Raw genomic sequence first — 22,800 nt, 5'->3', positions numbered from 1 at the left:
AGCTGGGGTTCTTCGCCGACGTCCGTTTTCCGGGCCGGTTCCTTGACAGGTTTCCGGGCATCGATCCACACTCTCGGGCAACATCAGTCACATTCGGTCAAGGCGGATCTCTTGCTTCCGGCACAGCGCCACCAGCGGATCATCGAGGCCCTCGGGCGGAAGGGGACCGTACGCACCGAGGACCTCGCCGCGCTGCTCGGCGTCTCTCACGAGACCGTCCGGCGCGACCTGGCGCTCCTGGAGCGCCGGGCGCTGCTCGTCCGCGTGCACGGCGGGGCGACCCCGGCGCCGTCCGGCACCGGCGAGGAGCGGTCCTACCTGGAGCGCTCGACCAGCCAGTCGGAGGCGAAGGCCGTGATCGGCGAGCTCGCGGCGCGGCTCCTGCGGCCGGGCCAGACCGTGATCGTCGACGCCGGCACCACCGCCGTCCACGTCGCCAGGGCCGTCCCCCCGTCCTTCCGGGGGGTGGTCGCCACCTGCTCGCTGCTGGTGGCGGCCGAGCTCGCGGGCCGTCCCGGCGTGGAGGTGCTGGTGGCGGGCGGGCGCGTCCGGCAGGGCGACCTCGCCGTCTCCAACGCCCAGACGCTGGGGTTCTTCCAGGACCTGCGCGCCGACGTGGCGTTCCTCGGCTCGGGCGGGGTGGACGCCGAAGCGGGGCTCACCGACTACTTCCTGGACGAGGTCGCGACCAAGCGCGTGATCCTCGCCGGCACCGCCCGGACGTACGTGCTCGCCGACAGCTCGAAGCACGGCAGGGTCGCCGCCCACCGGGTGTGCGCCCTGGACGGCCTGTCCGGCCTCATCACGGACGAGGAACCCCCTCCCGCGCTCGCGTCCGCGCTGGTCAGGGCGAGTGCCGAGGTGATCGGCCCGTAGGGCGGCCCGGCGGCCGATCACCGTCTCACCGGGCCGAGGCCGCCGCCGCCGAACCCGGCACTCCCCCCACCGCCGCGGACGGCACTCCGCCCGCCACCGGCCCCGGCACTCCGCCCGCCGCCGCGGACGGCGCGGCGATCGGGGGCGCGACCAGCGGGAGCGTCCTGGCCAGCACCAGGGCGAATCCGAGCTGGAACGTCGCCTCGCCGTGGATGAGCAGCCCCTCGGCCTGGAGCACGTACACCGCGGCGAGGACGCCGCCGCCGAGCTGCAGCAGGAGGAACACCACGCCGGCCGCGTCACCGTGAGCCCACGCGACGAGCCGTCCGGCCAGCAGGAGCTGGAGCGCGAACAGGGCCGCGCCCAGCCCCCGATGCGCCCAGTCGACCATCCCGCCCAGGGTGTACGGCGTCAGGATGATCCCGGCCAGCAGCGCGACGAACGAGTCGGCCATCCACCGCAGATGGGCCGGGGACGGGGTGCGGGCCGCCGCGTCGCGCAGCGCCCGGTGGGTGAACAGCGCGGCCCCGGCCAGGCCCGCGGCGTACGGCAGCGCGGTCTGCCAGTGGGCCCCGTAGTAACTCATGCCGTGGTTGGCCCCCAGGCCTTCCGGCCGGAGAGTGAGACACACCCCCAGTCCGCCGAACAGGAATGCCTGTCCCTTCGCGACACCACCTGCGAGATCCCCGACCGTCCCCATCTGCCGCCCCTCCGCGCTCGGCCCCTCCCCATCGACAAAGGCCGTCTAAAGATTGTCCCCTTTAGATCGTTTTGCCGTACGCCGGGTGGGCATGAGGACCCGTTTGCCCGCAGCTGGGCGGGACAATGGCCGCATGGAGATCTGGATCAACCCGGCCTGCTCGAAGTGCCGATCGGCCCTGTCGCTGCTCGACGCCGAGGGCGCGGGGTACACGGTCCGTCACTACCTGGAGGACCCGCCGGGCGCGGAGGAGTTCTCCGAGGTGCTGCGCCGCCTCGGGCTGGAGCCCTGGGACGTCGCCCGCCTCGGCGAGCCCGTCGCGGCCGAGCTGGGCATGGAGTCGTGGCCGCGTGACCGGCCGTCCCGTGAACGCTGGATCGAGGCCATGGCCGCCCACCCGATCCTGATCCAGCGGCCGATCATCACCGCGGACGACGGCACCGCCGTGGTGGCCCGCTCCCCCGAGGCTGTGCGCTCCGTCCTGCCCGCGGTGCCCCCGGCGTGCGGCGAGAGTCACACTAGGCTTGCCGTCGTGAGCAAGACCAAGAGCAAGGGCGGCCAGGGCACTCCGGCGACGGTCGCCCTCACGCAGGCGAAGGCGGAGTTCACCCTGCACCCCTACGACCACGACCCGAACGCCCAGGCGTACGGTGAGGAGGCGGCGGACGCGCTCGGCCTGCCGTACGAGCGGATCTTCAAGACGCTGGTGGCGGAGACCGAGGCGGGGCTGGCGGTCGCGGTCGTGCCGGTGGCGGGCAAGCTCGACCTCAAGGCGTTCGCGGCGGCGCTGAAGGGCAAGCGGGCGGCGATGGCCGACGCGGCCAAGGTGGAGCGGGTCACCGGCTACGTGGTCGGCGGCATCAGCCCCATCGGGCAGCGCAAGCGGCTGCCGACCGTGGTGGACGAGTCCGCGCTCGGCTTCGAGACGATCTACTTCTCCGCCGGGCGGCGCGGCCTGCAGATCGAGACGGCGCCGGGCAACCTCATCCGGATCGTCCAGGCCGTGACCGCCCCCATCGCGAAGCTCTGAGCCTGTCTACTGTTGCCGTCGCCCGTACGGCTCACCGGCCACAAGACTGGCCGGGAACCGCACCGAACGGGGGAAACGTGAACGAGCTGGTCGACCTCACCGCGACGGAGATGGCCGCGCTGCTGCGGGCGGGCGAGGTGAGCGCGGTCGAACTGACCGAGGCCTGCCTGCGCCGCGTCGAGGAGACGAACCCGCGGGTCAACGCCGTCGTGACGCTGACCGCCGAGCGGGCGCTCGACCAGGCCGCACGCGCCGACGAGGACCTGCGGCGCGGCCTGGTGCGCGGCCCGCTGCACGGCATCCCGGTCGTGCACAAGGACCTCGCCGACACCGCGGGCGTGCGGACCACGTACGGCTCGCCGGCCTTCGCGGAGCACGTCCCCACCGAGGACGACCCGCTCGTGCGGCGCATCCGCGAGGCGGGCGGGATCGCGCTCGGCAAGACGAACACCCCGGAGTTCGGCACCGGCTCGCACACGGTCAACGAGGTGTTCGGGGCGACCCGCAACCCCTACGACCTGTCGAAGAGCGCGGGCGGCAGCAGCGGCGGCGCGGCGGCGGCGCTGGCGTGCCGGATGGTGCCGCTCGCCGACGGTTCCGACATGGGCGGGTCGCTGCGCAACCCGGCGTCGTTCTGCAACGTGGCGGGCCTGCGGCCGACCCCGGGACGGGTGCCGGCGAAGTCGGCGACGGCGGCCTGGTTCACGCTCAGCGTGCCGGGGCCGATGGCCCGCACGGCCGGCGACCTCGCGCTGTTCATGTCGGCCGTCGCCGGGTTCGACCCGGTCTCGCCCTTCTCGATCCGCGAGGACGGCTCGGCGTTCGCGGCGTCCCCCGACATGGACCTCGCCGGAGTCCGCGTCGCCTTCAGCCCCGACCTCGGCGGCCTTCCGGTCGACCCCCGCACGGCCACGACGACGGCGCGGGCGGCCGAGACGCTGGCCGCGCTGGGAGCCGAGGTCGAGCGGGTGGACCTGGACCTGTCCGACGCTGAAGAGGCGTTCCGCGTCTACCGGTCGTGGTACTACGCGCTCGCCTTCGGCGACCTCCCCCAGGTGGGCCCCAACGTGGCCTGGAACGTGGCGCAGGGGCGGAAGGTCACCGGAGCCGATCTCGCCAGGGCCGAGCGGCTGCGCACCGGCCTGTTCCACCGCATGCGAAAGTTCTTCGGCCGCTACGACTTCCTGGTGGCGCCCGTCAGCCAGGTGCCGCCGTTCCCCGTCGAGCAGCCGTACGTCACGGAGGTGGCCGGGGTGGAGATGCCCGACTACCTGGCCTGGATGCGGTCGTGCTACTGGATCAGCGTGCTGCACGCTCCCGCGATGTCGGTGCCGTGCGGTTTCACGCCCGACGGCCTCCCGGTCGGCCTGCAGATCGTGGGCAGGCCGTGGGCCGACATGGACGTCCTGCGCCTCGGGCACGCCTTCGAGCGGGCGACCGGCTTCTGGCGGACCGAGCCGGGCCTCGGCACGGCGTAGGCAGGGCTTAGACGGCTGAGTCCGGCGGCACGGCGTAGGCGGCGGGGCTTGCGGCAGGGCTTGCGGCAGGGCTTGCGGCAGGGCTCAGCGGCTTCTCTCGTTGTAGCTCACGGCGAACTCGACGACCCAGAACACCGCGGTGGCCACGAGCGGCCAGGCGAACAGCACGCCGTGCGCGGTCAGGTCCAGCGACGTCGTGGTGGTGTAGCCGCGCGGTCCCGCCGCCTGGACCCCGCCCTCGGCCGTGCCGCCGACCAGCATCGCGACGTATCCGGCGAGCAGCCCGCCTGCGGCGAGCCCCACGAGGACCTCGATCGCCCTGCCCCGCGACAGCACGTACCCCGCGATCCCGCAGACCAGGCCGAAAGCGGCGGTGACGACGGCGAACCAGCCGTCGGCCTCGATGAGCGACTGCGTCTCGGGATCGGCCAGGTGCGGCGTCCCGTCGACCAGCACGTACTGCGCGGTGGGGGCGAGCGCCGACCACACGTATCCGGCGACCACCCCGAGGACGGCGAGCACGAGGACGGTAAGGCCGGTCGTCGCCAGATTGCCCCTCAGATGCCGCACCGTCCCGATAGTACCCACGTGGTGATCGGTGCCGATCCCGTTACTCTTGCTGAAGCCGGGTTCAGGGGATGCACGGCGTCAGTGTGGGCCAAGGAGGCCGAGTGAGCGAAGAGGTATGGCAGATCGACCCGTCCGGCCCGTTGCGGGGGGACGTGGAGGTCCGTGGATCGAAGAACGCGGTCTCCAAGCATATGGTGGCGGCGATGCTCGGCACGGGTCCGAGCACGCTGCACAACGCCCCCGAGGTCGGCGAGGTGGGGCTCACCGCGGCCATGCTCGAAGCCCTCGGCATCCATGTGGAGATCACCCCGGGTGAGATCACCATCGAGCGGGGCAGCGAGATCCGGCCGCGGGTGCCGGAGGAGTACACCGGGCTCAACCGCATCCCGATCCTGATGCTCGGCCCGCTGCTGCACCTGGCGGGCGAGGCGTTCGTCCCCCTCGTCGGCGGCGACCCGATCGGCAGGCGGCCGGTCAACTTCCACGTCGAGGCGCTGCGGTCGATGGGCGCGGAGATCGAGGTGGGCGACAACGGCATCACGGCCAAGGCGGCCCGGCTGCGCGGCAGCCGCATCACGCTCCCCTATCCCAGCGTGGGCGCCACCGAGACGATCCTGATGACGGCGGTGCTGGCGGAGGGCAAGACCGTCATCAAGGGCGCGGCGATGGAGCCCGAGGTGGTGGAGCTGGCGCTGTTCCTCCAGCGCATGGGCGCCATGATCGAGCTGAGCCCCGACCGCCGCATCGTCATCGAGGGCGTCGAGCGGCTGCACGGCGCCTCCACCTGGCTGGCCGGCGACCGCATCGAGGCGTTCTCCTACCTCGTGGCGGGTCTGGTGACCGGCGGCGAGGTCCGCGTGCACGGCTGCCACCAGGACCGGCTCGTCACCGCCATCACCACGCTGGCGAGGATGGGCGCCCGGTTCGAGATAACCGACGACTGGCTGTGCGCCTCCGCGCCGGACGGCCTGCGCGCCGCGGCGGTGCAGACCGACACCCACCCCGGCTTCATGACGGACTGGCAGACGCCGCTGATGGTGCTGTTCACTCGCGCCGAGGGCATGTCGGTGCTGCACGAGACGGTGTTCGAGAACCGGCTCGTGTACGTGCCCGCGCTGCAGAAGATGGGGTGCGAGATCGAGGTGTTCGCCCAGTGCCTGGGCGGACCCGCGTGCCGCTACCACGACACCAACGCCAAGCACTCGGCGGTCGTACGCGGAATCTCCCACCTGCGCGGGGCCGACGTCACGCTCCCCGACATCCGCGCCGGGTTCTCCGCGGTGCTCGCCGCCGCCGTGGCCGAGGGCACCTCGACCCTGCGGGGCGTCAACCACATCGAACGCGGCTACCACAGACCGTTCGAACAGTTCACCTCCCTCGGATTGAAGATAAACAGACTCACGTAAAGCTTTGTGGCCCCTGGGTTTGGAGAAACGCCAGAGGTCGCACTGATATCCCGTGACCTCTCGTCTTGCCGGCCAGGCCGGTCTCGGGCGCGCCGTCCTCGCCCTGGGCATGTGCGGCGCGGCCGGGGGCGCCCTGGTCGCCGGGCTGGTGCTGCCCTTCGCGGGCGGGGCCGGTCTGGCGGCCAGGAGCGCCGCGTCCGTCCTCACCGACCTGCCCGTGCCCCTGCGCGAGGAGCCGCTGCCCGAGGTGACACGGCTGCTCGACCGCAACGGGCACCAGATCGCCCAGTTCTACTACCAGAACCGGCAGTCGGTGCCGCTGAGCGCGGTCGCCCCGGTCATGCGCCAGGCCATCGTGGCCATCGAGGACGCCCGGTTCTACGAGCACGGCGGCCTGGACCTCAAGGGCACGCTGCGCGCCTTCGTCACCAACACCCGGGCCGGCGGGATCCGGCAGGGCGGCTCGTCCATCAGCCAGCAGCTCGTCAAGAACATCATGCTGAGTCAGGCCGAGTCGGAGCAGGAGCGCGCGCAGGCCCTCGTCCGCTCGTTCCGCCGCAAACTGGACGAGCTGCGGTACGCGCTGGCGCTGGAACGCAAATACACCAAGGACCAGATCCTCGAGCGCTACCTCAACATCGCCTACTTCGGCGCGGGGGCGTTCGGCGTCCAGGCGGCGGCCAAACGGTTCTTCGGCGTCGACGCCGCCGACCTCACGCTCACGCAGGCCGCGACGCTCGCCGGCGCCGTGCGCACGCCGTACGACACCGATCCCACGCTGGGCGACGAGCACCGTGACCGGCTGCGGGCGCGGCGCGACCTGGTCCTGGGCCGGATGGCCGAGCTCAGGGTGATCGGCAAGGACGCGGCACGCACCGCCGCGGCCGATCCGCTGGCGCTGCACCTGCGCCCCGAGCCCGGCGGCTGCGCGGGCAGCGCCCACCCCTTCTTCTGCGTGTACGTGGAGCGCGAGGTGCTCACCAACCCCGCGTTCGGATACACCAGGGCCGACCGGGAGCGGCGCCTCCAGCGGGGCGGGCTGACCATCTGGACGACCATCGACCCGGTCGCGCAGCGGGCCGCGGAGCGTGCCATCGCCTCGCGGGTCAGCCCCCGCGACAACCAGGTGGCGTCGGAGACGATGATCGAGCCGGGCACCGGGCGCATCCGCGCGATGGCCGTGAGCAAGCGCTATGGGCGCAACCCGCACGACCGCGACCTCGGACCCGCCACCACCTACAACCTGGCTGCCGACATGGCGCACGGCGGCGGGCTCGGCCTGCAGGCGGGGTCCACGTTCAAGGTGTTCACCCTGGCCACCGCGCTGAAGCAGGGGATGCGGTTCGGCGACGGCTTCACGATCCCCGGCGCGTACGTCCCGTCGTACGGCTATCGCGACTGCTCGGGCAAGTCCGTCAACGATCCGAACACGGTCATCCACAACGCGGGCGGCGAGGGCGGCGGCGGGCCGTTGAGCCTGGAGATGGGCACCTGGCAGTCGGTGAACATCTTCTACATGCGGCTGGAGCGCGAGGTCGGCCTGTGCGACGTCGTGCAGACGGCCAAGTCACTCGGCATCAGGCGGGCGGACGGCACGTCGCTCCACGAGGTGCCGACGTTCACGCTGGGCGCCAACGAGATGGACCCGACGACCGTGGCGGCGGCGTACGCGGCGTTCGCCGCCCGGGGGCGCTACTGCCGGCCGATGGCCGTCACCGCCGTCGTGGAGCGCGACGGCACCCGCACCGAGACACCGCCCGCCTGTGTGACCGCGCTCGAACCCGCGGTCGCCGACGCGGTGAGCCATGTGCTCACGGGAGTCTTCACCAAGGGCACGATGCGCGGCCAGTCCATCGGCCGGCCCGTCGCGGGCAAGACGGGCACGAACAACGGCTACACCTCGGCCTGGTTCGCCGGATACACGCCCGCCCTCGCCGCCGCCGTCAGCGTGGGCGACATCCGCGGCTCCTACCGCTATCCGCTCACCGGCGTCACCATCGGCGGCCGCTACTACGGGGCGGTGCAGGGCGCCTCGCTGCCCGGCCCCATCTGGGTGGACTCGATGCACGCGGCCCTGCGGGACACCCCGGCGTACGGCTTCGTCCCACCGGATATGGCCCGGTTCGGCGGCGGCTTCACGCCCGGTCTGAAGGAAGCGCTGGAGAAGCAGCGCGAGAAGGAGAAGAAGAAGCGGGAGGCCGAGCGCAAGAAGCACGACGACGGCGACGGCGCCTCGGCGTCCGACGAGGACGCGACGGACGGCGCGGCGAGCGGCGGCGAGCATGCGTCCGGCAGCACCGGGACCACCCCCCTGGCCGGGGGCGCCGGGGGCGCCGGGACCGCCCCCACCGCCCTCCGGGCCGCCCCCGCCGCGCCCGCCGCCCCCGCGAGCCGCTCCACCGTGGTCCGCGCCGCCGCGAGCCGCTCCACCGTGGTCCGCTCCACCGTGGTCCGCCCCGCCCGCGACTCGCCGATCGCCGCCGCAGCCCGCTCGGCGGCCCGTGGCTCCTCGCCCCGTGCGCCACTCCGCAGAGGGCCCGGCGGCGTGCCGGCGACGACCGGCAGGACGGGCTGGGCGAGCCTCGCCCGCCACCGCGCCGCTCCCCCGGCGGCGCCGCCCGCCGTCCGACGCGCCGAAGCCCCGCGCGCCGGAACCCGCCGTGACACGGCCCGTGACACGGCCCGATCCGGCACGGCGGAGCGCGGGACCCGGAAACACGGGATCGCCGACCACGCGACAGCCGACGCGACGGCAAAACGCCGCGCGGCGGTCCCGCACCGCACGCCCCGGGGCCGGCACAGCGCGGTGAGCCACGAGGGCACGAACCCGCCGGCGACCCACAACGCGAACCGCAGCACGACCCACAACGCGAAGCAAAGCGCTGTTCACGACGCGAACCGCAGCGCGCCCCACGACGCGAACCGCAGCGCTGCCCACGACGCGAAGCCCAATGCGAACCACGCGGCGAAGCCTCCGGCACGAAGCCCGGCACCCCGCCGAGCCGGATCACCGACTCGACGCCACCACCCCGCCCACCCCGTGCGGCGCCGCGCCTGAGCGAGTGGATGCCGCGGCCGCCGTGCGCGGTGCCGTGACCGCCGTGCGCGGTGCCGCGGCGGCCATACGCAGTGCCGTGGCCACACGGCGCCGCAGGAGGATCGACGAGGCGGGCCGCCGGGCGGCCGGCCTCGTCACGTCGTGGACCGGGCGGCCGGTCAACCGGCCAGGCAGGCCGGGCCGAGGAGCTGCTTGAGGTCGCCCATCAGGGCGGGCGACGGGCTCACGCGGAGCCGGTCGTCCAGCCGCATGACCGTCGTGCGCGGCCCGTTGTGCACCTGGAAGTGGACCTCCGTGGTCCCGGGGTGGGTGGTCAGCACCTTCTTGAGCCGGCCGACGACGGGCGGCGTACAGCGGTTGATCGGCATGCTCACCACCAGCGGCCCGCCCTACTCGGCCGTGAGCTCCGGCGCGGCCACCTCCATCGCGATGATCTTCGCGACGTCCTCCCGCTTGTCGATCCTGCCCTTGACGAAGACGATCGCGTCCTCGGCGAGCACGGTCGCGCAGAGCTGGTAGGCCGACGGGAAGATCATGACCTCGATGGAGCCCTCCAGGTCCTCCAGCATGGTGAGGACCCAGGTGTCGCCCTTCTTGGTCACCTTCCGCTGCAGGCCCGACAGGATGCCGCCGACCGTCACAATCTGCCCGTCGGAGCGGCTGTCGTCCTGCAGCGCGGCGATCGAGCAGTCGGCGCCGGCCGCCAGGATGTGCTCGACGCCGAACAGCGGGTGGTCGGAGACGTACAGGCCGAGCATCTCCCGCTCGAACTGCAGCAGCGTGGTCTTGTCCCACTCCCCCGGCGGGATCTGCACGTCGAAGGTCTGGTCCTCGCCGCCGTCGATCGCGCCGAACAGCGAGTCCTGGCCGATCGCCTCGTTCTTCTTGATGTCGATGATCGCGTCGACGGCCTGCTCGTGCACCATCAGCAGGCCCTTGCGCACGTGCCCGTAGGAGTCGAACGCACCCGACTTGATCAGCGACTCGATGACGCGCTTGTTGCAGACGACCGCGGGGACCTTGCGCAGGAAGTCCTTGAAGTCGGTGAACCTGCCCTTCTCCCCGCGCGCCGCGATGATCCCGTCCACGACGTTCGCGCCGACGTTGCGGATGGCCGACAGGCCGAACCGGATGTCGGTGCCGCGCCGGGTGAAGTCGAAGTCGGAGTCGTTGACGTCCGGCGGGAGCACCTTGATGCCCATGCGGCGGCACTCGTTGAGGTAGAGCGCCGACTTGTCCTTGTCGTCCTTGACGCTGGTCAGCAGCGCCGCCATGTACTCGGCCGGGTAGTGGGCCTTGAGATAGGCGGTCCAGTAGGACACCAGGCCGTAGCCGGCGGTGTGCGCCTTGTTGAAGGCGTAGTCGGAGAACGGGAGAAGGATGTCCCACAGGGCCTTGATGGCCGCCGCGGAGAACCGGTTCTCCTTCATGCCCTTCTCGAAGAACTCGAACTGCTTGTCCAGCTCGGACTTCTTCTTCTTGCCCATCGCGCGGCGGAGCAGGTCGGCGCCACCGAGCGTGTAGTTGGCCACCTTCTGCGCGATGGCCATGACCTGCTCCTGATAGACGATCAGGCCGTAGGTCGTGTTGAGGATCTCCGTGAGCGGCTCCTCCAGCTCGGGATGGATCGGGATGATCTCCTGCTGGCCGTTCTTGCGCAGCGCGTAGTTGGTGTGCGAGTTGGCGCCCATCGGGCCGGGCCGGTAGAGCGCGAGGGCCGCGGAGATGTCCTCGAAGTTGTCGGGCTTCATCAGCCGCAGCAGCGTGCGCATGCCGCCGCCGTCCAGCTGGAAGATGCCGAGCGTGTCGCCCTTGGCCAGCAGCTCGTACGTCCTGGTGTCGTCGAGCGGGAGCTCCAGCAGCTCGATCATGTTCCCGGTGTTGCCCTCGATCATCTTCAGGCAGTCGTCGATGATCGTGAGGTTGCGCAGGCCCAGGAAGTCCATTTTCAGCAGGCCGAGCGTCTCGCAGGTCGGGTAGTCGAACTGCGTGATGATCGCGCCGTCTGAGTCGCGGCGCATGATCGGGATGTGGTCGGTCAGCGGCTCGGCCGACATGACGACGCCCGCGGCGTGCACGCCGGTCTGCCGGATCAGGCCCTCCAGCCCGCGCCCGAGGTCGATCGTCGCCCTGACGTCGACGTCCTCGTCGTACAGCTTGCGCAGCTCACCCGCCTCCTTGTAGCGCGGGTGGCCGGAGTCGAAGATGCCCGACAGCGGGATGTCCTTGCCCATCACCGCCGGGGGGAAGGCCTTGGAGATGCGGTCGCCCAGCGCGTACGGGTAGCCGAGGACGCGGCCGGCGTCCTTCACGGCCGCCTTCGCCTTGATGGTGCCGAACGTGGCGATCATGGCGACCTTGTCGGCGCCCCACTTCTCGGTCACGTAGCGGATCACGTCGGCGCGCCGGCGCTCGTCGAAGTCGATGTCGATGTCGGGCATCGAGACCCGCTCGGGATTGAGGAACCGCTCGAAGATCAGGCCGTGCGGGATCGGGTCGAGGTCGGTGATGCCCAGCGAGTACGCGACCAGCGAGCCGGCGGCCGAACCACGGCCCGGACCGACCCGGATGCCGTTGTTCTTCGCCCACATGATGAAGTCGGCGACCACGAGGAAGTAGCTCGGGAAGCCCATCTGGAGGATGACGCCGATCTCGTTCTCGACCCAGGTGCGGTGCTCCTCGTCCACGCCGCCGGGAAAGCGGCGCCCCATGCCCTCCCAGACCTGCTGCCGGAAGTACTCCTCCTCCGTCTGTCCCTCGGGGATCGGGTAGGTCGGCATCAGGTTGCGGTAGGGGAAGAAGCCCTCGGGCTCGACCTTCTCGGCCACCAGCAGCGTGTTGCGGCACCCCTCCTGCCAGACGCCGGAGGAGTCGACCGCCCGCATCTCGTCGGCCGTCTTGACGTAGTAGCCGCTGCCGTCGAACCGGAACCGGTCGGGGTCGCTGAGCTGCTTGCCGGTCTGGATGCACAGGAGGGCGTCGTGGCCGGCCGCGTCCGACTCGTAGGTGTAGTGGGAGTCGTTGGTGACGACCGGCGGGATGTCCAGCTCGCGGCTGATCCGGATGAGGCCGTCGCGGACCCGCCGCTCGATGTCGAGCCCGTGGTCCATGATCTCCAGGAAGTAGTTGTCCTTCCCGAAGATCTCCTGGAACTTCGCGGCGGCCTTCAGCGCCTCGTCGTACTGGCCGAGCCGCAGGCGGGTCTGCACCTTGCCGGAGGGGCAGCCGGTGGTGGCCATCAGGCCCTCGGCGTGCTCGGCGAGGATGTCGGCGTCCATCCGGGCCCACTTGCGGACGAAGCCCTCGGTGTAGGCGCGCGAGCTGAGCTTCATCAGGTTCTGCAGGCCGGTCTTGTTCCGCGCCCAGATGGTCATGTGGGTGTAGCAGCCGCCGGTCGAGACGTCGTCGCTCTTCTGGTGCGGCTCGCCCCACAGCACCGGCTTCTTGTGCATGCGCGACTCGGGCGCGACATAGGCCTCGATGCCGAGGATGGGCTTCACACCGGCGGCGGTCGCCTGCGTGTAGAAGTCGTAGGCGCCGTGCATGTTGCCGTGGTCGGTGATCGCGATCGCGGGCATCTCCAGCTCGCCCACGAGTTTGAACATCTGCTTCAGCCGCGCCGCTCCGTCGAGCATCGAGTACTCGGTGTGGACGTGCAGATGCACAAACGGATCACCCATGCGACCCCCATCGTCACCGGACCGCGGACCAGGGCCTACGCCGTGATCGCGAGCCGGTGGGACTCAGGTGAAACAGAATTCTATCCCCGCTCCCCGCCGTCCCGCCGCTCCTCCGACAGGCGCAATCCGGCCTCGATCACAGCGTTCATGATCGGGGCGAGCAGCACGGCGCCGAGGCTGGGAGCACGGCGGGCCATGGCCGCGACGAGGCGGCGCTCGCGGTCCATGTCCCGCCCCCGGAACCCGCCGACGGGCTTGAGCCGCTGGATCCGCCCGGCCAGCGCGGCCCGGCGTTCGAGGAGCGTGGCGAGGGCCGCGTCCACGCGGTCGATCGCGCCCCGGGCCGCGTCGAGGGTCTCGGGATCGTCCGGCCGTACGAGCGCCGCCATGACGGTCGCCGCCTCGTGCGCCGCCGCGAGGGCTCGCTCGGGCGCGCCCGGGTCGATCAGCAGGCCGTCCGCCCCCGCCGCCACCGCCGCGTCCGCGAGCCCGCCGTCGCCGCCCAGTCCGGCCAGCACGGGGCGGCCGACGCGCTCCCGGGCGGCGCGCATGAGCCCGAGGTCGGGCGCGGCGTCCTGCGGTTCGCCGCGGCCGCCGCTCTCGCAGAGCACGACCGCCTCGTTGCCCTCGGCCGCGCAGTCATCCACCGCGGCCAGCCACTCCACCAGCGTCGCCGGCCGCCCATGCCGGGCGCTTCCCCGCTGGAGGACGACGGGAAGCCCGAGCCGGGCCGCGGCGCGGACGAGATCGGGGTCGGCCGCCCAGGCCGCCCCGACCACCACTCCGTCGGCGTGCCGGGCCACGGCGGACAGGTCGGCGACCGTGGCGGGCTCCACCAGCAGCGGGCCCGCCCACCGCGCTCTGGCCTCGGCGACCGCCCCGTCCGCGCACGACCCGTCCTTCGAGGAGTCTCCCGGCCCGTCCTGCACGATCTCCGCTCCGTCGACGGGAGGGCCGCCGTCGCCGCGCAGGCGCAGCCAGCGGGCGTCCCGGCCCCCGATCACCACAACGGGGCGCCCGTCGCCGATCACGAGGTCGCCGATCCGTACGGCGTCGCGGTCGAGTTGGGCTGCCTTCGACATGTGGGCTCCTCCGTGCGCCGGCCCCGCGGAACCGGCCGTCTGCCATGGGGATTCGCTGAGATCGGACCTCCGAGAGAACGAAAAAGGCAGAGACGCTGGCGTCCCTGCCTCAAGCCGGTCCCGGATGGTCGCTAGCTCACGTCACGCGACCGGCCCTCCCGGAACCGGCCTCGTAAACAAGCTGTACCTACCCATAACAAGGACCTTAGCAGCGAGCGGCCACGACTCGAACCGATTTGTCTCGGATTTCGGGATCGTCAGTCATGTACGCGGTTGATCCCTTTGCCATCCGTGGGACGATTCATTGGTCCAGGAAGGGGTTCGAGTGTCGCGTGCGGAAGGCCGGCTCGTCGGAGGCCGGTACCAGTTGGTGGAGCCGATCGGCCGCGGAGGCATGGGCGTCGTCTGGCGCGCCCACGACCAGTTGCTGGACCGCGAGGTCGCGGTCAAGGAGGTCCGCTACGACAGCGCCATGGGCGACGAGCTCAGCGACCTCAATCGCCGGACCATGCGCGAGGCCAGGGCCGCGGGCCGCCTCACGCACCCGAACGTGGTGGTCGTCCACGATGTGATCGAAGAGGACGACCGCCCCTGGATCATCATGCAGTTGGTGACGTCCCGCTCGCTCGGGCAGGTGATCAGGGAGGACGGCCCGCTGCCCGCCCAGCGCACCGTCGAGATCGGCCTGCAGATCCTGGACGCGCTGCGCGCCGCCCATCGCCAGGGCGTGCTGCACCGCGACGTCAAGCCCGAGAACGTGCTGCTCACCGATGACAGCCGGGTGGTCCTGACCGACTTCGGCATCGCCAGGCTCGAAGCCGACTCCACCATGACCCGCACCGGCCTCGTCGGCACCCCCGCCTTCATCGCCCCCGAACGGCTCCGCGGCGAGGCCGCGCAGCGCGAATCGGACCTGTGGTCGCTCGGCGCCACGCTCTACACGGCGGCGGAGGGCAAGCCCCCGCACGACCGGGGCATGGCGATGGCCACCATGCACGCCGTGCTGAACGACGCCCCGGCCCCGCCGCGACGCGCGGGCGCGCTGGGCCCCGTGCTCCTGCGGATGCTCGCCAAGGAGCCCGCCGACCGGCCCGGCTACGACGAGCTGACCCGGCTGCTCAAGCGCGCCTCGCGGGAGCTGTCCTCGCCGCCCGCACCCGGCGCCGCGCCCGCCGAGCCTGCTTCGCCGCGCCCCGAGAGGCCGGAGGCCGCGAAGCCCAAAACGCCCGCCTCACGGGGCGCGGCGCCGTACCCGCCGGTGTCTCCCCCGCCCGGGTCTCCCCCGCCCGGATCCTCCGCCCGGCGGGACGATCGTCACGAGCAGGGCGACGAGGAGGCGGGGGCGGACCATGCGCCCGCCTCCGGCAGGGGAGCGGCGGCCGGGCGCGGTGGGACCGGGGCCGCAAGCGAGGCAGCGGGCCCCGGCGAGATCACCTCGCCCCTCCCGGTCATACGCGACGACGGGCCGCCGGAGCAGGGGGACGGCCCGGCTCAGGAGAAGGCGGAGAAGGCGCCGGGCGCTGTGCCTGGCGCTGTGCCGGAGACCATGCCGGAAGGCATGCCGGAAACCGGAGCGCAGGCCGCCCCGCCCGCCCGTACGAAGCCCTCGACCGGCGTCCCCGCCGAGGAGCGGCCCGGGAGGCAAGCCGGTCCGGCGGAAGCGGACGCCGGCGACGGCACCGTCAAGGTCAGCCCCGCTATGGGCTCCGGCGCGACCTCCGGCGCGGAGGACCGCAAGGCGCCGGAGGGCTCGGCCGCCTCAGGCACGGCGAAGGGTCCCGGCACCTCCTCCGGCGAGCGCTCGCCCACGACGCCCCAGTCTTCGGCATCGCAGACTTCGGCATCACAGTCTTCGGCATCGCCGTCCTCGGCGGCCTTCGGCGCGAGCGCGACAGCGAAGGGCGCCGCGGGAGGGGCCACCGGATCCAAGGGCACGACGGGGCCGGCCTCGTCCGCCTCCTCCGGGGCCACCGGCTCCGGCGCGGCGGGCGGGAGCGACAGCCGTACGGACCGGGCCGGCGAGCGCGCCGGAGCGGCCCGCGCCGGGACCTCGCGGCCCTTCTCGAACGGCGGGTCCACGCCGGGCGCGGGCGACGAGCGGCGCACGGCCATGGAGGACCGGGCGCAGGACGGCTCGGGCGCGGCCGGGATCGCCGGAGCCGGCAGCCCGATGGCCGGGCTGCGGCAGGCGCCCGCCACGGTGCCCGCGCAGGGCGGGGCGGCCTGGCACCCGGTGTCCACCAGCCCGGTCCCGCAGCGGTCGTCGAACGGCATGCTGAAGGTCGCGCTGATCCTCATTCCCGCGCTGCTGATCATCGCGGGTGTGGCGGGCTACCTCGGCCTGATGGCAGGCGAGGGCGACCAGGGGGGCGACCCCGCTTCCGGGTCGGACGCGGCCCCCGCCGCGACGGGGAAGACCGCCGACAAGCCCTCCGACGCCGCGTCCTCCGCCGCACCATCCTCCGCCGAGCCGTCCTCCGCCGAGCCGTCCGCCTCGGACGAGGCGACGTCCCCGTCCCCCGAGCCGTCCCCGAGTGCCACGACCTCCGAGCCCGCCGGCGTTCCCGAGGGCTGGCACAAGTACAAGCACTCGAGCGGGTTCTCGCTCGCGCTGCCGAAGGGGTGGCACGTCGACGGCAGGGGCAACGGCGAGGTCCGCTTCCGGGGGGACTCGCACACCTATCTTGAGGTCCACCACACCACGAGCCCCGAGTCGGACGCGTTGAAGGTCTGGCGGCGCGATGTGCCCGGGATGAGCCGGAACTTCCCCGGCTACAAGCTGGTCGAGATCAGAGACGTCAAGGGGTACTGGAAGACCGCGGCCGACTGGGAGTTCACCTTCGGCGACAGCCGCTACCGGTCCCGCGTGATCGACCGCGGCTTCGTCACCGACAAGCACAACGGCTACGCGCTGCTCTACAAGACCCAGGACAAGGACTGGAAGAAGAAGAAGGAGCTCTTCGAGACCATCGCCGCCACCTTCAAACCGGCGAAGTAGTGACCGGCGGGCGTGTCACGCCGGTGACCGCGGGCACCCCTGCGCGGGTGCCCGCAGTCACGGCACGGCGGCGACGCGATGCGGGTCAGGGCTGGCCGACGTAGTCGACGAGGACGGTCGCCTGGCGGGCGGTCCAACTGTCGGCCACGGGCGTGAACGTCACCTTCCCTGAGCCGTAGCACGGCAGTGTCGCGGTGGCCGGGATCTCGGCCTTGACCCCGTAGTAGCGCAGCACGAGCGCCCTCGCGACGGTCGACGGGTCGCCCATGTCCACCGCGATCGGCCCGCCGCCGCTGCCGGTGTAGCCGATACTCGCCGACGACGACGAGATCGCGACGGGCCGCACCTCCACCGTCTGCCCGGGGAACGGATGACCGGTCTGTCCCGGGAACACCGGCCCGTAGCACGCCATCTTGATGATCGTGTGGCCGGTCTGGCCGTTGACGAAACCGTAGAAGTACTGGTGGGGGCCGATGGGAGCGGGGTCGGCGACCTCGGCCGAGGCGGGGAGCGCGGTGGCCGCCACGAGGACGGCGACGGCCAGGGGGGCGAGGCGCGCTGCGGCGGTGCGGAACACGGAACCTCCGGCTGACGGCGGGTGCGGGGGCGGGCGACCCGGACGGTAGGCCGGCCCCTCCTGCCGGTCAACGTTCGCCCTCCCCCGCTCTGCTCGGTGCTCGGGAGACGCGGCGGAACGGGTGAAAGGTTCACCCCGCGAGCAGCGCCCCCGCGACCCGGCCCGCCTCTGCCCGCCGTGCCGGACGAGCTCAGCCGGCCTGGCGGGCCTGTTCCAGGTAGGCCACCAGGCCCGCCATCCGCTCGACCGGCCAGGGCAGGCTCCCTCCGATCTCCGCGCTGTTGTCCTGCCACATCCTGCGGGCCGCCGCCCTGGTCCGTTCGCCGTCCGCTCCGTCGGGGTGGAACCCGCCCGCCAGCGCGTCCCAGCGGCGTACCAGGTCCCGGGCGCGCTCGTCCTCCGCGGGCACGCCGCTCTCCACGAGCCGCAGGCCCTCCTCGACGAGCCCCGCCCACTCGTGCTTGGCCGCTTCGACGCCCTCGCCGCCCAGCGCGTTCCTGCGCTCGGCCAGCCGCTCGCGCTGCTCTTCGGTGAAATAGGTCTCGAACACCGACATCAACTCCAATGTGGTCATCAACCGGTCCGGATCGGGGCCGGACGAGTCGCCGGCCTGCCGGAGCAGGCCGCGGATCCGCCGGCGCAGCATTCCGATGAGCTCGGCGTGCTCGTCGAGCCTGCGCAACTGCGCCGTCAGCAGCTCGCGCATCGACTCGGGGTCGTCCGCGGCGCCGTCGAGAACACCCGCGATCTCCTCCAGCGACAGGCCGAGCGCCCGAAGCGCGCGGACCCGGTACAACCGCCGCAGGTCACGCTCGGTGTATCGGCGGTGCCCGGCGGGCGTACGCTCGCTCGCGCTCAGCAGCCCGATCTCGTCGTAGTGGTGCAGCGCGCGCACCGTCATCCCGGCCGCCCGCGCCAGTTCGCCGATCGACCATCGCCGTCCGGCGTCGTCTGCCCCGATCACGCCCGAAACGCTACGACCTCCCCCGGCGTGAGGTTCAAGCCCCCGCGAGGGCGGAAGCCCGCCTGACTACACTGCGGCTGCGACAATCCCCGGTCACGACCCCGCCGACGGCTGGTCACCGGCTCTCACCCCCGCACACACGAAGGGCACGCACCATGGCCGACCACGACACCGTCACACTCGACGACCCGGTCGGTGAGTCGCTACGCGGTCACCACGCCCACCTGGCCCGCCGGCTCGGCCGGGCGGCCAACTACATGCCGGAGGTCGCGACCTTCTCCGCGGTGCCCGCCGACCCCGGCCCGGCCGAGTGGGCCGACCTCGCGCGCCTGCTCGGTCGCGGCGCGTTCGCCGATCTGTTCAGCTGCCCGGCGACCCCGCCTGCGGGCTGGGAGCCGGTCTTCACTCTCGACGGCTTCCAGATGATCTGGCCCGCGGGCGCCCACCCGGGTCGCGCCGATGCCGAGTCCGGCTCGCGGACGGTCGAGCTGGGCGTCGACGACGTGCCCGAGATGCTCGATCTCACCGCGCGGACCCGGCCGGGTCCGTTCTGGCCCCGTACGCATGAGCTCGGCACCTATCTGGGGGTCCGTGAGAACGGCGCGCTGGTCGCCATGGCGGGCGAACGGCTCCGCCCGCCCGGGTGGACCGAGATCAGCGCCGTCTGCGTCGCCCCGGAGGCCCGCGGCCGAGGTCATGCCTCGCGCCTGGTACGCGCCCTGGTCACCCGGATCACGGCTCGGGACGAGCGCCCGTTCCTCCACGTGGCCGAGGCCAACGTCGACGCGCTCGCGCTCTACGAGCGGCTCGGCTTCGTGATCCGCACGCGCGTGACGTTCCGCGGGTTCCGTACGCCGTGACGGCCCCGTCACGACAGGCCGTCGTCCGGAGGTGTCACCACACGACGGCATCGCGGCGGGTGAAGCGCCACAGTCCGTCGCGCCCTGTCCACCGGCGCATTGAGCGGCGGATAGACGCGGGTATGACCATGGTCATGGTTCCTGTGGGCGATTGCATCCGATCCGAAACGCTCTAGGGTCGGGACCATGGCGCGCTTCGACTGGCTTCGCGACGCCGACCGGCCGTTCCTGTTCAACCTCGTGTTCTGGACGGTGACGGCCCTGCTGGCCACCGGCCTCGCGCAGGCGGCCGTGATCGGCGCCGCCCCGCTGCAGTGCGCGCTCTTCGGCGCCAACCTGGTGCTGGTCGTGGCGCTCTGGCTGGCGCTGCCCTGGAGCCGGGCGCGGGGCCGCCTCTGGGTGGGGCCGCTGTTCCTGGTGGCGACGCTCATGATGGGGGTCACCGGTGCGGCCGTCTACCACATGCCCCTGATCCTCGTCGCGGTGGCCAACCTGGCCTTTCTCCATGGCATTCGCGTCGCGACGGCCACCCTGTCCTGCGTCACCGTCATATGCGCCGTGATGCCGCCGCTCCTGGGCTCGACGATCGCCGACGGCATCGTCCAGGCCACCGCGATGGCGGTGTTCTCCGCGTTCGTCCTGGGCATGGCGGCCTCCACGCTGGAAGCACGGCGCAGACGTGAGGAGGCCCAGGGCCTGCTGGAGCGGATCAGGGAGCTGGCCGTCGCCGAGGAGCGGGCCCGGATGGCGGCGGAGATGCACGGCTCCGTCGGCCACCATCTGACCGTCATCAAGATGGGCTTGGAGAACGCCGAGCGGTTCCGCGGGCGCCGCCCCGACGCCGCCTGGGCGGAGGTCCGCCAGGCCAAGGAGCTCACCGTGGAGGCGCTGGCCGACGCGCGGCGCTGGGTGCGCGCGCTGCGGCCGCTCGCGCTGGACGGCCGCGTCGGCAGCGCCGCGCTCGAACGGCTGGCGGCGTCGTTCGACGGCACCGGCATCACCGTGAGCTTCGAGGTGCGGGGCGAGGAGCGGCATCTGAAGGCCGACACCGAGCTCGTCCTCTACCGGGTGCTGCAGGAGGGGCTCACCAACGCGCTGCGGCACGCGAAGGCCGAGCACGTGCACGGCACGCTCACGTTCGGCGATGACCAGGTGGCACTCGTGGTCAGAGACGACGGAACGGGCAGGGACGACCGGGCCCGCGGCGGCTTCGGGCTGACGTCGCTGGCGGATCGGGCCAGGGCGCTCGGCGGCACGCTGGCCGGCGGCAACAGGCCGGGCGGCGGGTTCGAGTTGCGCGCCGAGCTGCCGCTGGGGGTGCGGGCATGACGCCGGTCAGGGTGGTGCTGGTGGACGACCAGGCGCTGCTGCGCCAGGGACTGCGCAAGCTGCTGGAGGTCGAGGACGGCATCGAGGTCGTCGGCGAGGCGGCCGACGGCCACGAGGCGCTGCGGGTGATCGGCGAGTGCCGTCCGCACGTGGCGCTCGTGGACATGCGCATGCCGGGCATGAACGGCGTGGAGCTGATCGTCCGGCTGGCCGACGAGCACCCGGAGGTGGCGGTCGTCGTGCTCAGCACGTTCGACGAGGACGAGTTCATCTTCGGCGCGCTGTGCGGCGGCGCGACCGGCTACCTGCTGAAGGACTGCTCGCCGGAGGACCTGGTCGCGGCCGTGCACCGGGCGAGCCGCGGGGAGACCGTGCTGGGCAGCCCCGTCGCGGCCCGCCTGGTCGCCGAGCTGCGGCACCTGCCGGTGAGCCCGGTCGCCTTCCGCGGGCAGGAGTCGCTGTCGGCCCGCGAGGTGGAGGTGGCGCGGATGGTCGCCGCCGGTGCCGCCAACAGGGAGATCGCGGCGCGCCTGCTCATCACCGAGGGCACGGTCAAGAACCACGTGTCCAGCGTGCTGCGCAAGCTGGGCCTGCGCGACCGCATCCAGCTCACGCTGCATCTGCGTCCCTGAACCGCGTCCCCGCCCGTGTCTTCCGGAAACCGGCGGCCCCCGCGAGCGGGAGCCGCCGGAACGGGTTTACCAGGAGGCGGGCTTGCCCTTCTGGAACAGCCACACGTCGAAGAACGCCTTGAGGTCCATGCCCGAGACCTTCTCCGCCGCCCGGATGAAGTCGGCGGTGCTCGCGTTGCCGTACCGGTGCGTCGTCGCCCAGTCCTTGATCAGCGTGAAGAAGGCGGCGTCGCCGATCTTGCCGCGCAGCGCGTGCAGCGTCATCGCGCCGCGGTTGTACGGCACGTTGCCGAACATGTCCTCGGGGCCGGGGTCGGCCGTGACGACCTGCCAGAACGACGAGGTCGCCGCCCGGCCGTAGTTGCTGGAGCTGTCGAACGTCTGCTGCGCGGTGGCGCCGCCGGTGTGCTCGGTCCACAGCCAGGTCGCGTACGTCGCGAAGCCCTCGTTCAGCCAGATGTCGGACCACTTGCCGACGCTCACGCTGTCGCCGTACCACTGGTGCGCGAGCTCGTGCGCCATCGTGCCGACGCTGGGCGCGCTGGAGAAGATCGGCTTGGTCTGGCTCTCCAGGGCGTAGCCGACGTCGGGCGCGCGGTCGATGATGGCGCCCGTCTGGTTGAAGGGGTACGGCCCGAAGATCGAGGAGAAGTAGTCGACGATGTCGGGGATCTTGGCGACCGCCGCGGCCGACTGGGTCACCAGGCGGGGGTCCACCGCCGTGTAGACGGGGATGCCGCCGGGCGTGGTCGTCTCGTCGACGACGAAGTTACCCAGGGTCACCGTGGCGAGGTAGGTCGCCATCGGCTCGGCCGAGTCCCAGACGAACGTGGTCTTGCCGTTCGCGGTCGTCTTGGACGCCAGGCGGCCGTTGCCGACCACCGTGACGCCCTCGGGGACCGTCGCACGGAAGGTGAACGTCGCCTTGTCCGCGGGGCTGTCGTTGGCCGGAAGCCACGCCGGGGCGCCCTGCGGCTCGCCCGGCACGAAGGCGCCGTCGTCCGTCGGCACCCAGCCCTCGATCGAGCCGTCGGGGTCGGTGACGACCGGCGGCGTCCCGGCGTACGTCACCGTGACCGTGAAGGTCTCCCCGGTCTTGAGCTTCGGCCGCGGGGTGACGACGAGCTCCTGCCCGTCCCGCCGGTAGAAGGCCGGGTGCTTGCCCACCGTCAGCGACGTGATCTGCGGGCCGCGGAAGTCCAGGTCGAACTGGTCGAGGTCCTGGGTGGCGACCGCGGTGATCACGGTCGTGGCGTCCATGACCTTGGTGGCGGGGTCGTAGGTGAACGTGACGTCGTAGTGCCGCACGTCGTAGCCGCCGTTGCCCTGGTCGGGGAAGTACGGGTCGCCGAGCGAGGGGGCGCCCGCGGAGTAGCGCGGCGCACCGGGGTTTCCGGGAGCCGCGAGAGCCGTGGTCGCCTGGGTCGCCGTGAGCAGCGCGGCCGCGAGGGCGGCGCCGCCGAACCGCGCCGCCCGGCGCGAACGAGACGATGTCATGAGTGTCCTTTCATGGGACCGAGCGGCCGGGGGCCGGCCGCTCGGTCCGGTTTCCTGCGTGGG

Annotated in this window: 15 protein-coding genes and 3 pseudogenes; 10 read left to right on the top strand and 8 right to left on the bottom strand. The window is 72.3% G+C overall.

Going from position 1 to position 22,800, the window contains the following annotated elements; genetic code table 11:
- Positions 1-111: 111 nt before the first annotated feature.
- The gene (locus FLX07_RS06920; protein ID WP_142568664.1) at positions 112-876 is read left to right on the top strand and encodes a DeoR/GlpR family DNA-binding transcription regulator; all 765 of its coding nucleotides are present in this window, start codon (positions 112-114) and stop codon (positions 874-876) included.
- A 25-nt stretch (positions 877-901) separates the two neighbouring features.
- Here FLX07_RS06920 and FLX07_RS06915 read toward each other — a convergent pair whose 3' ends face one another.
- On the bottom strand, positions 902-1,576 hold the full coding sequence (locus tag FLX07_RS06915) for a hypothetical protein (protein ID WP_142568662.1): 675 nt from the start codon (positions 1,574-1,576) through the stop codon (positions 902-904).
- Between the two features lie 91 nt (positions 1,577-1,667).
- Between FLX07_RS06915 and FLX07_RS36915 the strand changes: the two are divergent.
- The 3 genes and pseudogenes from FLX07_RS36915 to FLX07_RS06905 all read left to right on the top strand — a co-directional run.
- Positions 1,668-2,042: pseudogene (locus FLX07_RS36915) on the top strand (arsenate reductase family protein); the annotation flags it as partial.
- Positions 2,043-2,108: 66 nt separating this feature from the next.
- Positions 2,109-2,606 carry a Cys-tRNA(Pro) deacylase gene (gene ybaK, locus FLX07_RS06910; RefSeq protein WP_189104959.1) on the top strand — a complete coding sequence of 166 codons (498 nt, stop codon included), beginning with the start codon at positions 2,109-2,111 and terminating at the stop codon, positions 2,604-2,606.
- A 77-nt stretch (positions 2,607-2,683) separates the two neighbouring features.
- Positions 2,684-4,084 carry an amidase gene (locus tag FLX07_RS06905; protein ID WP_142568661.1) on the top strand — a complete coding sequence of 467 codons (1,401 nt, stop codon included), beginning with the start codon at positions 2,684-2,686 and terminating at the stop codon, positions 4,082-4,084.
- 84 nt (positions 4,085-4,168) lie between these two features.
- On the opposite strand, the gene FLX07_RS06900 is transcribed toward FLX07_RS06905, so the two are convergent.
- Entirely contained in the window at positions 4,169-4,654 is a 486-nt protein-coding gene (locus tag FLX07_RS06900; protein ID WP_142568659.1) for a hypothetical protein, read from the bottom strand.
- A 101-nt stretch (positions 4,655-4,755) separates the two neighbouring features.
- Here FLX07_RS06900 and murA point away from each other — a divergent pair, with 101 nt between their 5' ends.
- Together murA and FLX07_RS06890 are read left to right on the top strand one after the other, a co-directional pair.
- Positions 4,756-6,060: a UDP-N-acetylglucosamine 1-carboxyvinyltransferase gene (murA, locus tag FLX07_RS06895; RefSeq protein WP_142568657.1), complete on the top strand. Its 1,305-nt coding sequence runs from the start codon at positions 4,756-4,758 to the stop codon at positions 6,058-6,060.
- Between the two features lie 52 nt (positions 6,061-6,112).
- Positions 6,113-9,118 (top strand): transglycosylase domain-containing protein, encoded by a 3,006-nt coding sequence (locus FLX07_RS06890; protein WP_229689644.1) that lies wholly within the window; start codon positions 6,113-6,115, stop codon positions 9,116-9,118.
- A 158-nt stretch (positions 9,119-9,276) separates the two neighbouring features.
- On the opposite strand, the pseudogene dnaE reads toward FLX07_RS06890, so the two are convergent.
- From dnaE to FLX07_RS38685, 3 genes and pseudogenes are all read right to left on the bottom strand, one after another.
- Positions 9,277-12,798, bottom strand: a pseudogene (gene dnaE / locus FLX07_RS06880) (DNA polymerase III subunit alpha).
- A gap of 80 nt (positions 12,799-12,878) precedes the next feature.
- Positions 12,879-13,187: a chorismate mutase gene (locus FLX07_RS37525; RefSeq protein WP_223852764.1), complete on the bottom strand. Its 309-nt coding sequence runs from the start codon at positions 13,185-13,187 to the stop codon at positions 12,879-12,881.
- Between the two features lie 207 nt (positions 13,188-13,394).
- Positions 13,395-13,880, bottom strand: a pseudogene (locus tag FLX07_RS38685) (hypothetical protein); the annotation flags it as partial.
- A 325-nt stretch (positions 13,881-14,205) separates the two neighbouring features.
- On the opposite strand from FLX07_RS38685, the gene FLX07_RS06870 reads away from it, so the two are divergent.
- Positions 14,206-16,878 (top strand): serine/threonine-protein kinase, encoded by a 2,673-nt coding sequence (locus tag FLX07_RS06870; protein ID WP_142568651.1) that lies wholly within the window; start codon positions 14,206-14,208, stop codon positions 16,876-16,878.
- 85 nt (positions 16,879-16,963) lie between these two features.
- On the opposite strand, the gene FLX07_RS06865 is transcribed toward FLX07_RS06870, so the two are convergent.
- Positions 16,964-17,455, bottom strand: a complete 492-nt coding sequence (locus FLX07_RS06865; RefSeq protein ID WP_142568649.1) for a hypothetical protein — start codon at positions 17,453-17,455, stop codon at positions 16,964-16,966.
- A gap of 190 nt (positions 17,456-17,645) precedes the next feature.
- Positions 17,646-18,419 carry a MerR family transcriptional regulator gene (locus FLX07_RS06860; protein ID WP_142568647.1) on the bottom strand — a complete coding sequence of 258 codons (774 nt, stop codon included), beginning with the start codon at positions 18,417-18,419 and terminating at the stop codon, positions 17,646-17,648.
- Between the two features lie 155 nt (positions 18,420-18,574).
- Between FLX07_RS06860 and FLX07_RS06855 the strand changes: the two genes are divergently transcribed.
- The 3 genes from FLX07_RS06855 to FLX07_RS06845 all read left to right on the top strand — a co-directional run bounded on the left by FLX07_RS06855 (position 18,575) and on the right by FLX07_RS06845 (position 21,240).
- Positions 18,575-19,279, top strand: a complete 705-nt coding sequence (locus FLX07_RS06855; protein WP_142568645.1) for a GNAT family N-acetyltransferase — start codon at positions 18,575-18,577, stop codon at positions 19,277-19,279.
- Positions 19,280-19,465: 186 nt separating this feature from the next.
- Complete coding sequence (locus tag FLX07_RS06850; RefSeq protein ID WP_142568643.1) at positions 19,466-20,608, top strand: sensor histidine kinase; 1,143 nt, start codon at positions 19,466-19,468, stop codon at positions 20,606-20,608.
- Complete coding sequence (locus FLX07_RS06845) at positions 20,605-21,240, top strand: response regulator (protein WP_142568641.1); 636 nt, start codon at positions 20,605-20,607, stop codon at positions 21,238-21,240. The genes FLX07_RS06850 and FLX07_RS06845 overlap by 4 nt, the downstream gene beginning before the upstream one ends.
- A gap of 66 nt (positions 21,241-21,306) precedes the next feature.
- Here the strand turns inward: FLX07_RS06845 and FLX07_RS06840 are convergent, their stop codons facing one another.
- The gene (locus tag FLX07_RS06840) at positions 21,307-22,737 is read right to left on the bottom strand and encodes a M1 family metallopeptidase (protein ID WP_142568640.1); all 1,431 of its coding nucleotides are present in this window, start codon (positions 22,735-22,737) and stop codon (positions 21,307-21,309) included.
- Positions 22,738-22,800 lie beyond the last annotated feature (63 nt).

Source organism: Microbispora bryophytorum, assembly GCF_006874465.1.
GTDB classification, from domain to species: Bacteria; Actinomycetota; Actinomycetes; order Streptosporangiales; family Streptosporangiaceae; genus Microbispora; species Microbispora bryophytorum.
Note: the sequence above shows the minus strand (reverse complement) of the source record. Positions and strands in the feature narration are given on the sequence as shown.

Excerpts from the sequence above, each read along its gene's own strand:
- FLX07_RS06915 (WP_142568662.1), bottom strand. The coding sequence starts at position 1,576 with ATGGGGACGGTCGGGGATCTCGCAGGTGGTGTCGCGAAGGGACAGGCA.
- FLX07_RS37525 (WP_223852764.1), bottom strand. The coding sequence starts at position 13,187 with ATGGCGGCGCTCGTACGGCCGGACGATCCCGAGACCCTCGACGCGGCC.
- FLX07_RS06855 (WP_142568645.1), top strand. The coding sequence starts at position 18,575 with ATGGCCGACCACGACACCGTCACACTCGACGACCCGGTCGGTGAGTCG.
- FLX07_RS06850 (WP_142568643.1), top strand. The coding sequence starts at position 19,466 with ATGGCGCGCTTCGACTGGCTTCGCGACGCCGACCGGCCGTTCCTGTTC.
- FLX07_RS06845 (WP_142568641.1), top strand. The coding sequence starts at position 20,605 with ATGACGCCGGTCAGGGTGGTGCTGGTGGACGACCAGGCGCTGCTGCGC.
- FLX07_RS06840 (WP_142568640.1), bottom strand. The coding sequence starts at position 22,737 with ATGACATCGTCTCGTTCGCGCCGGGCGGCGCGGTTCGGCGGCGCCGCC.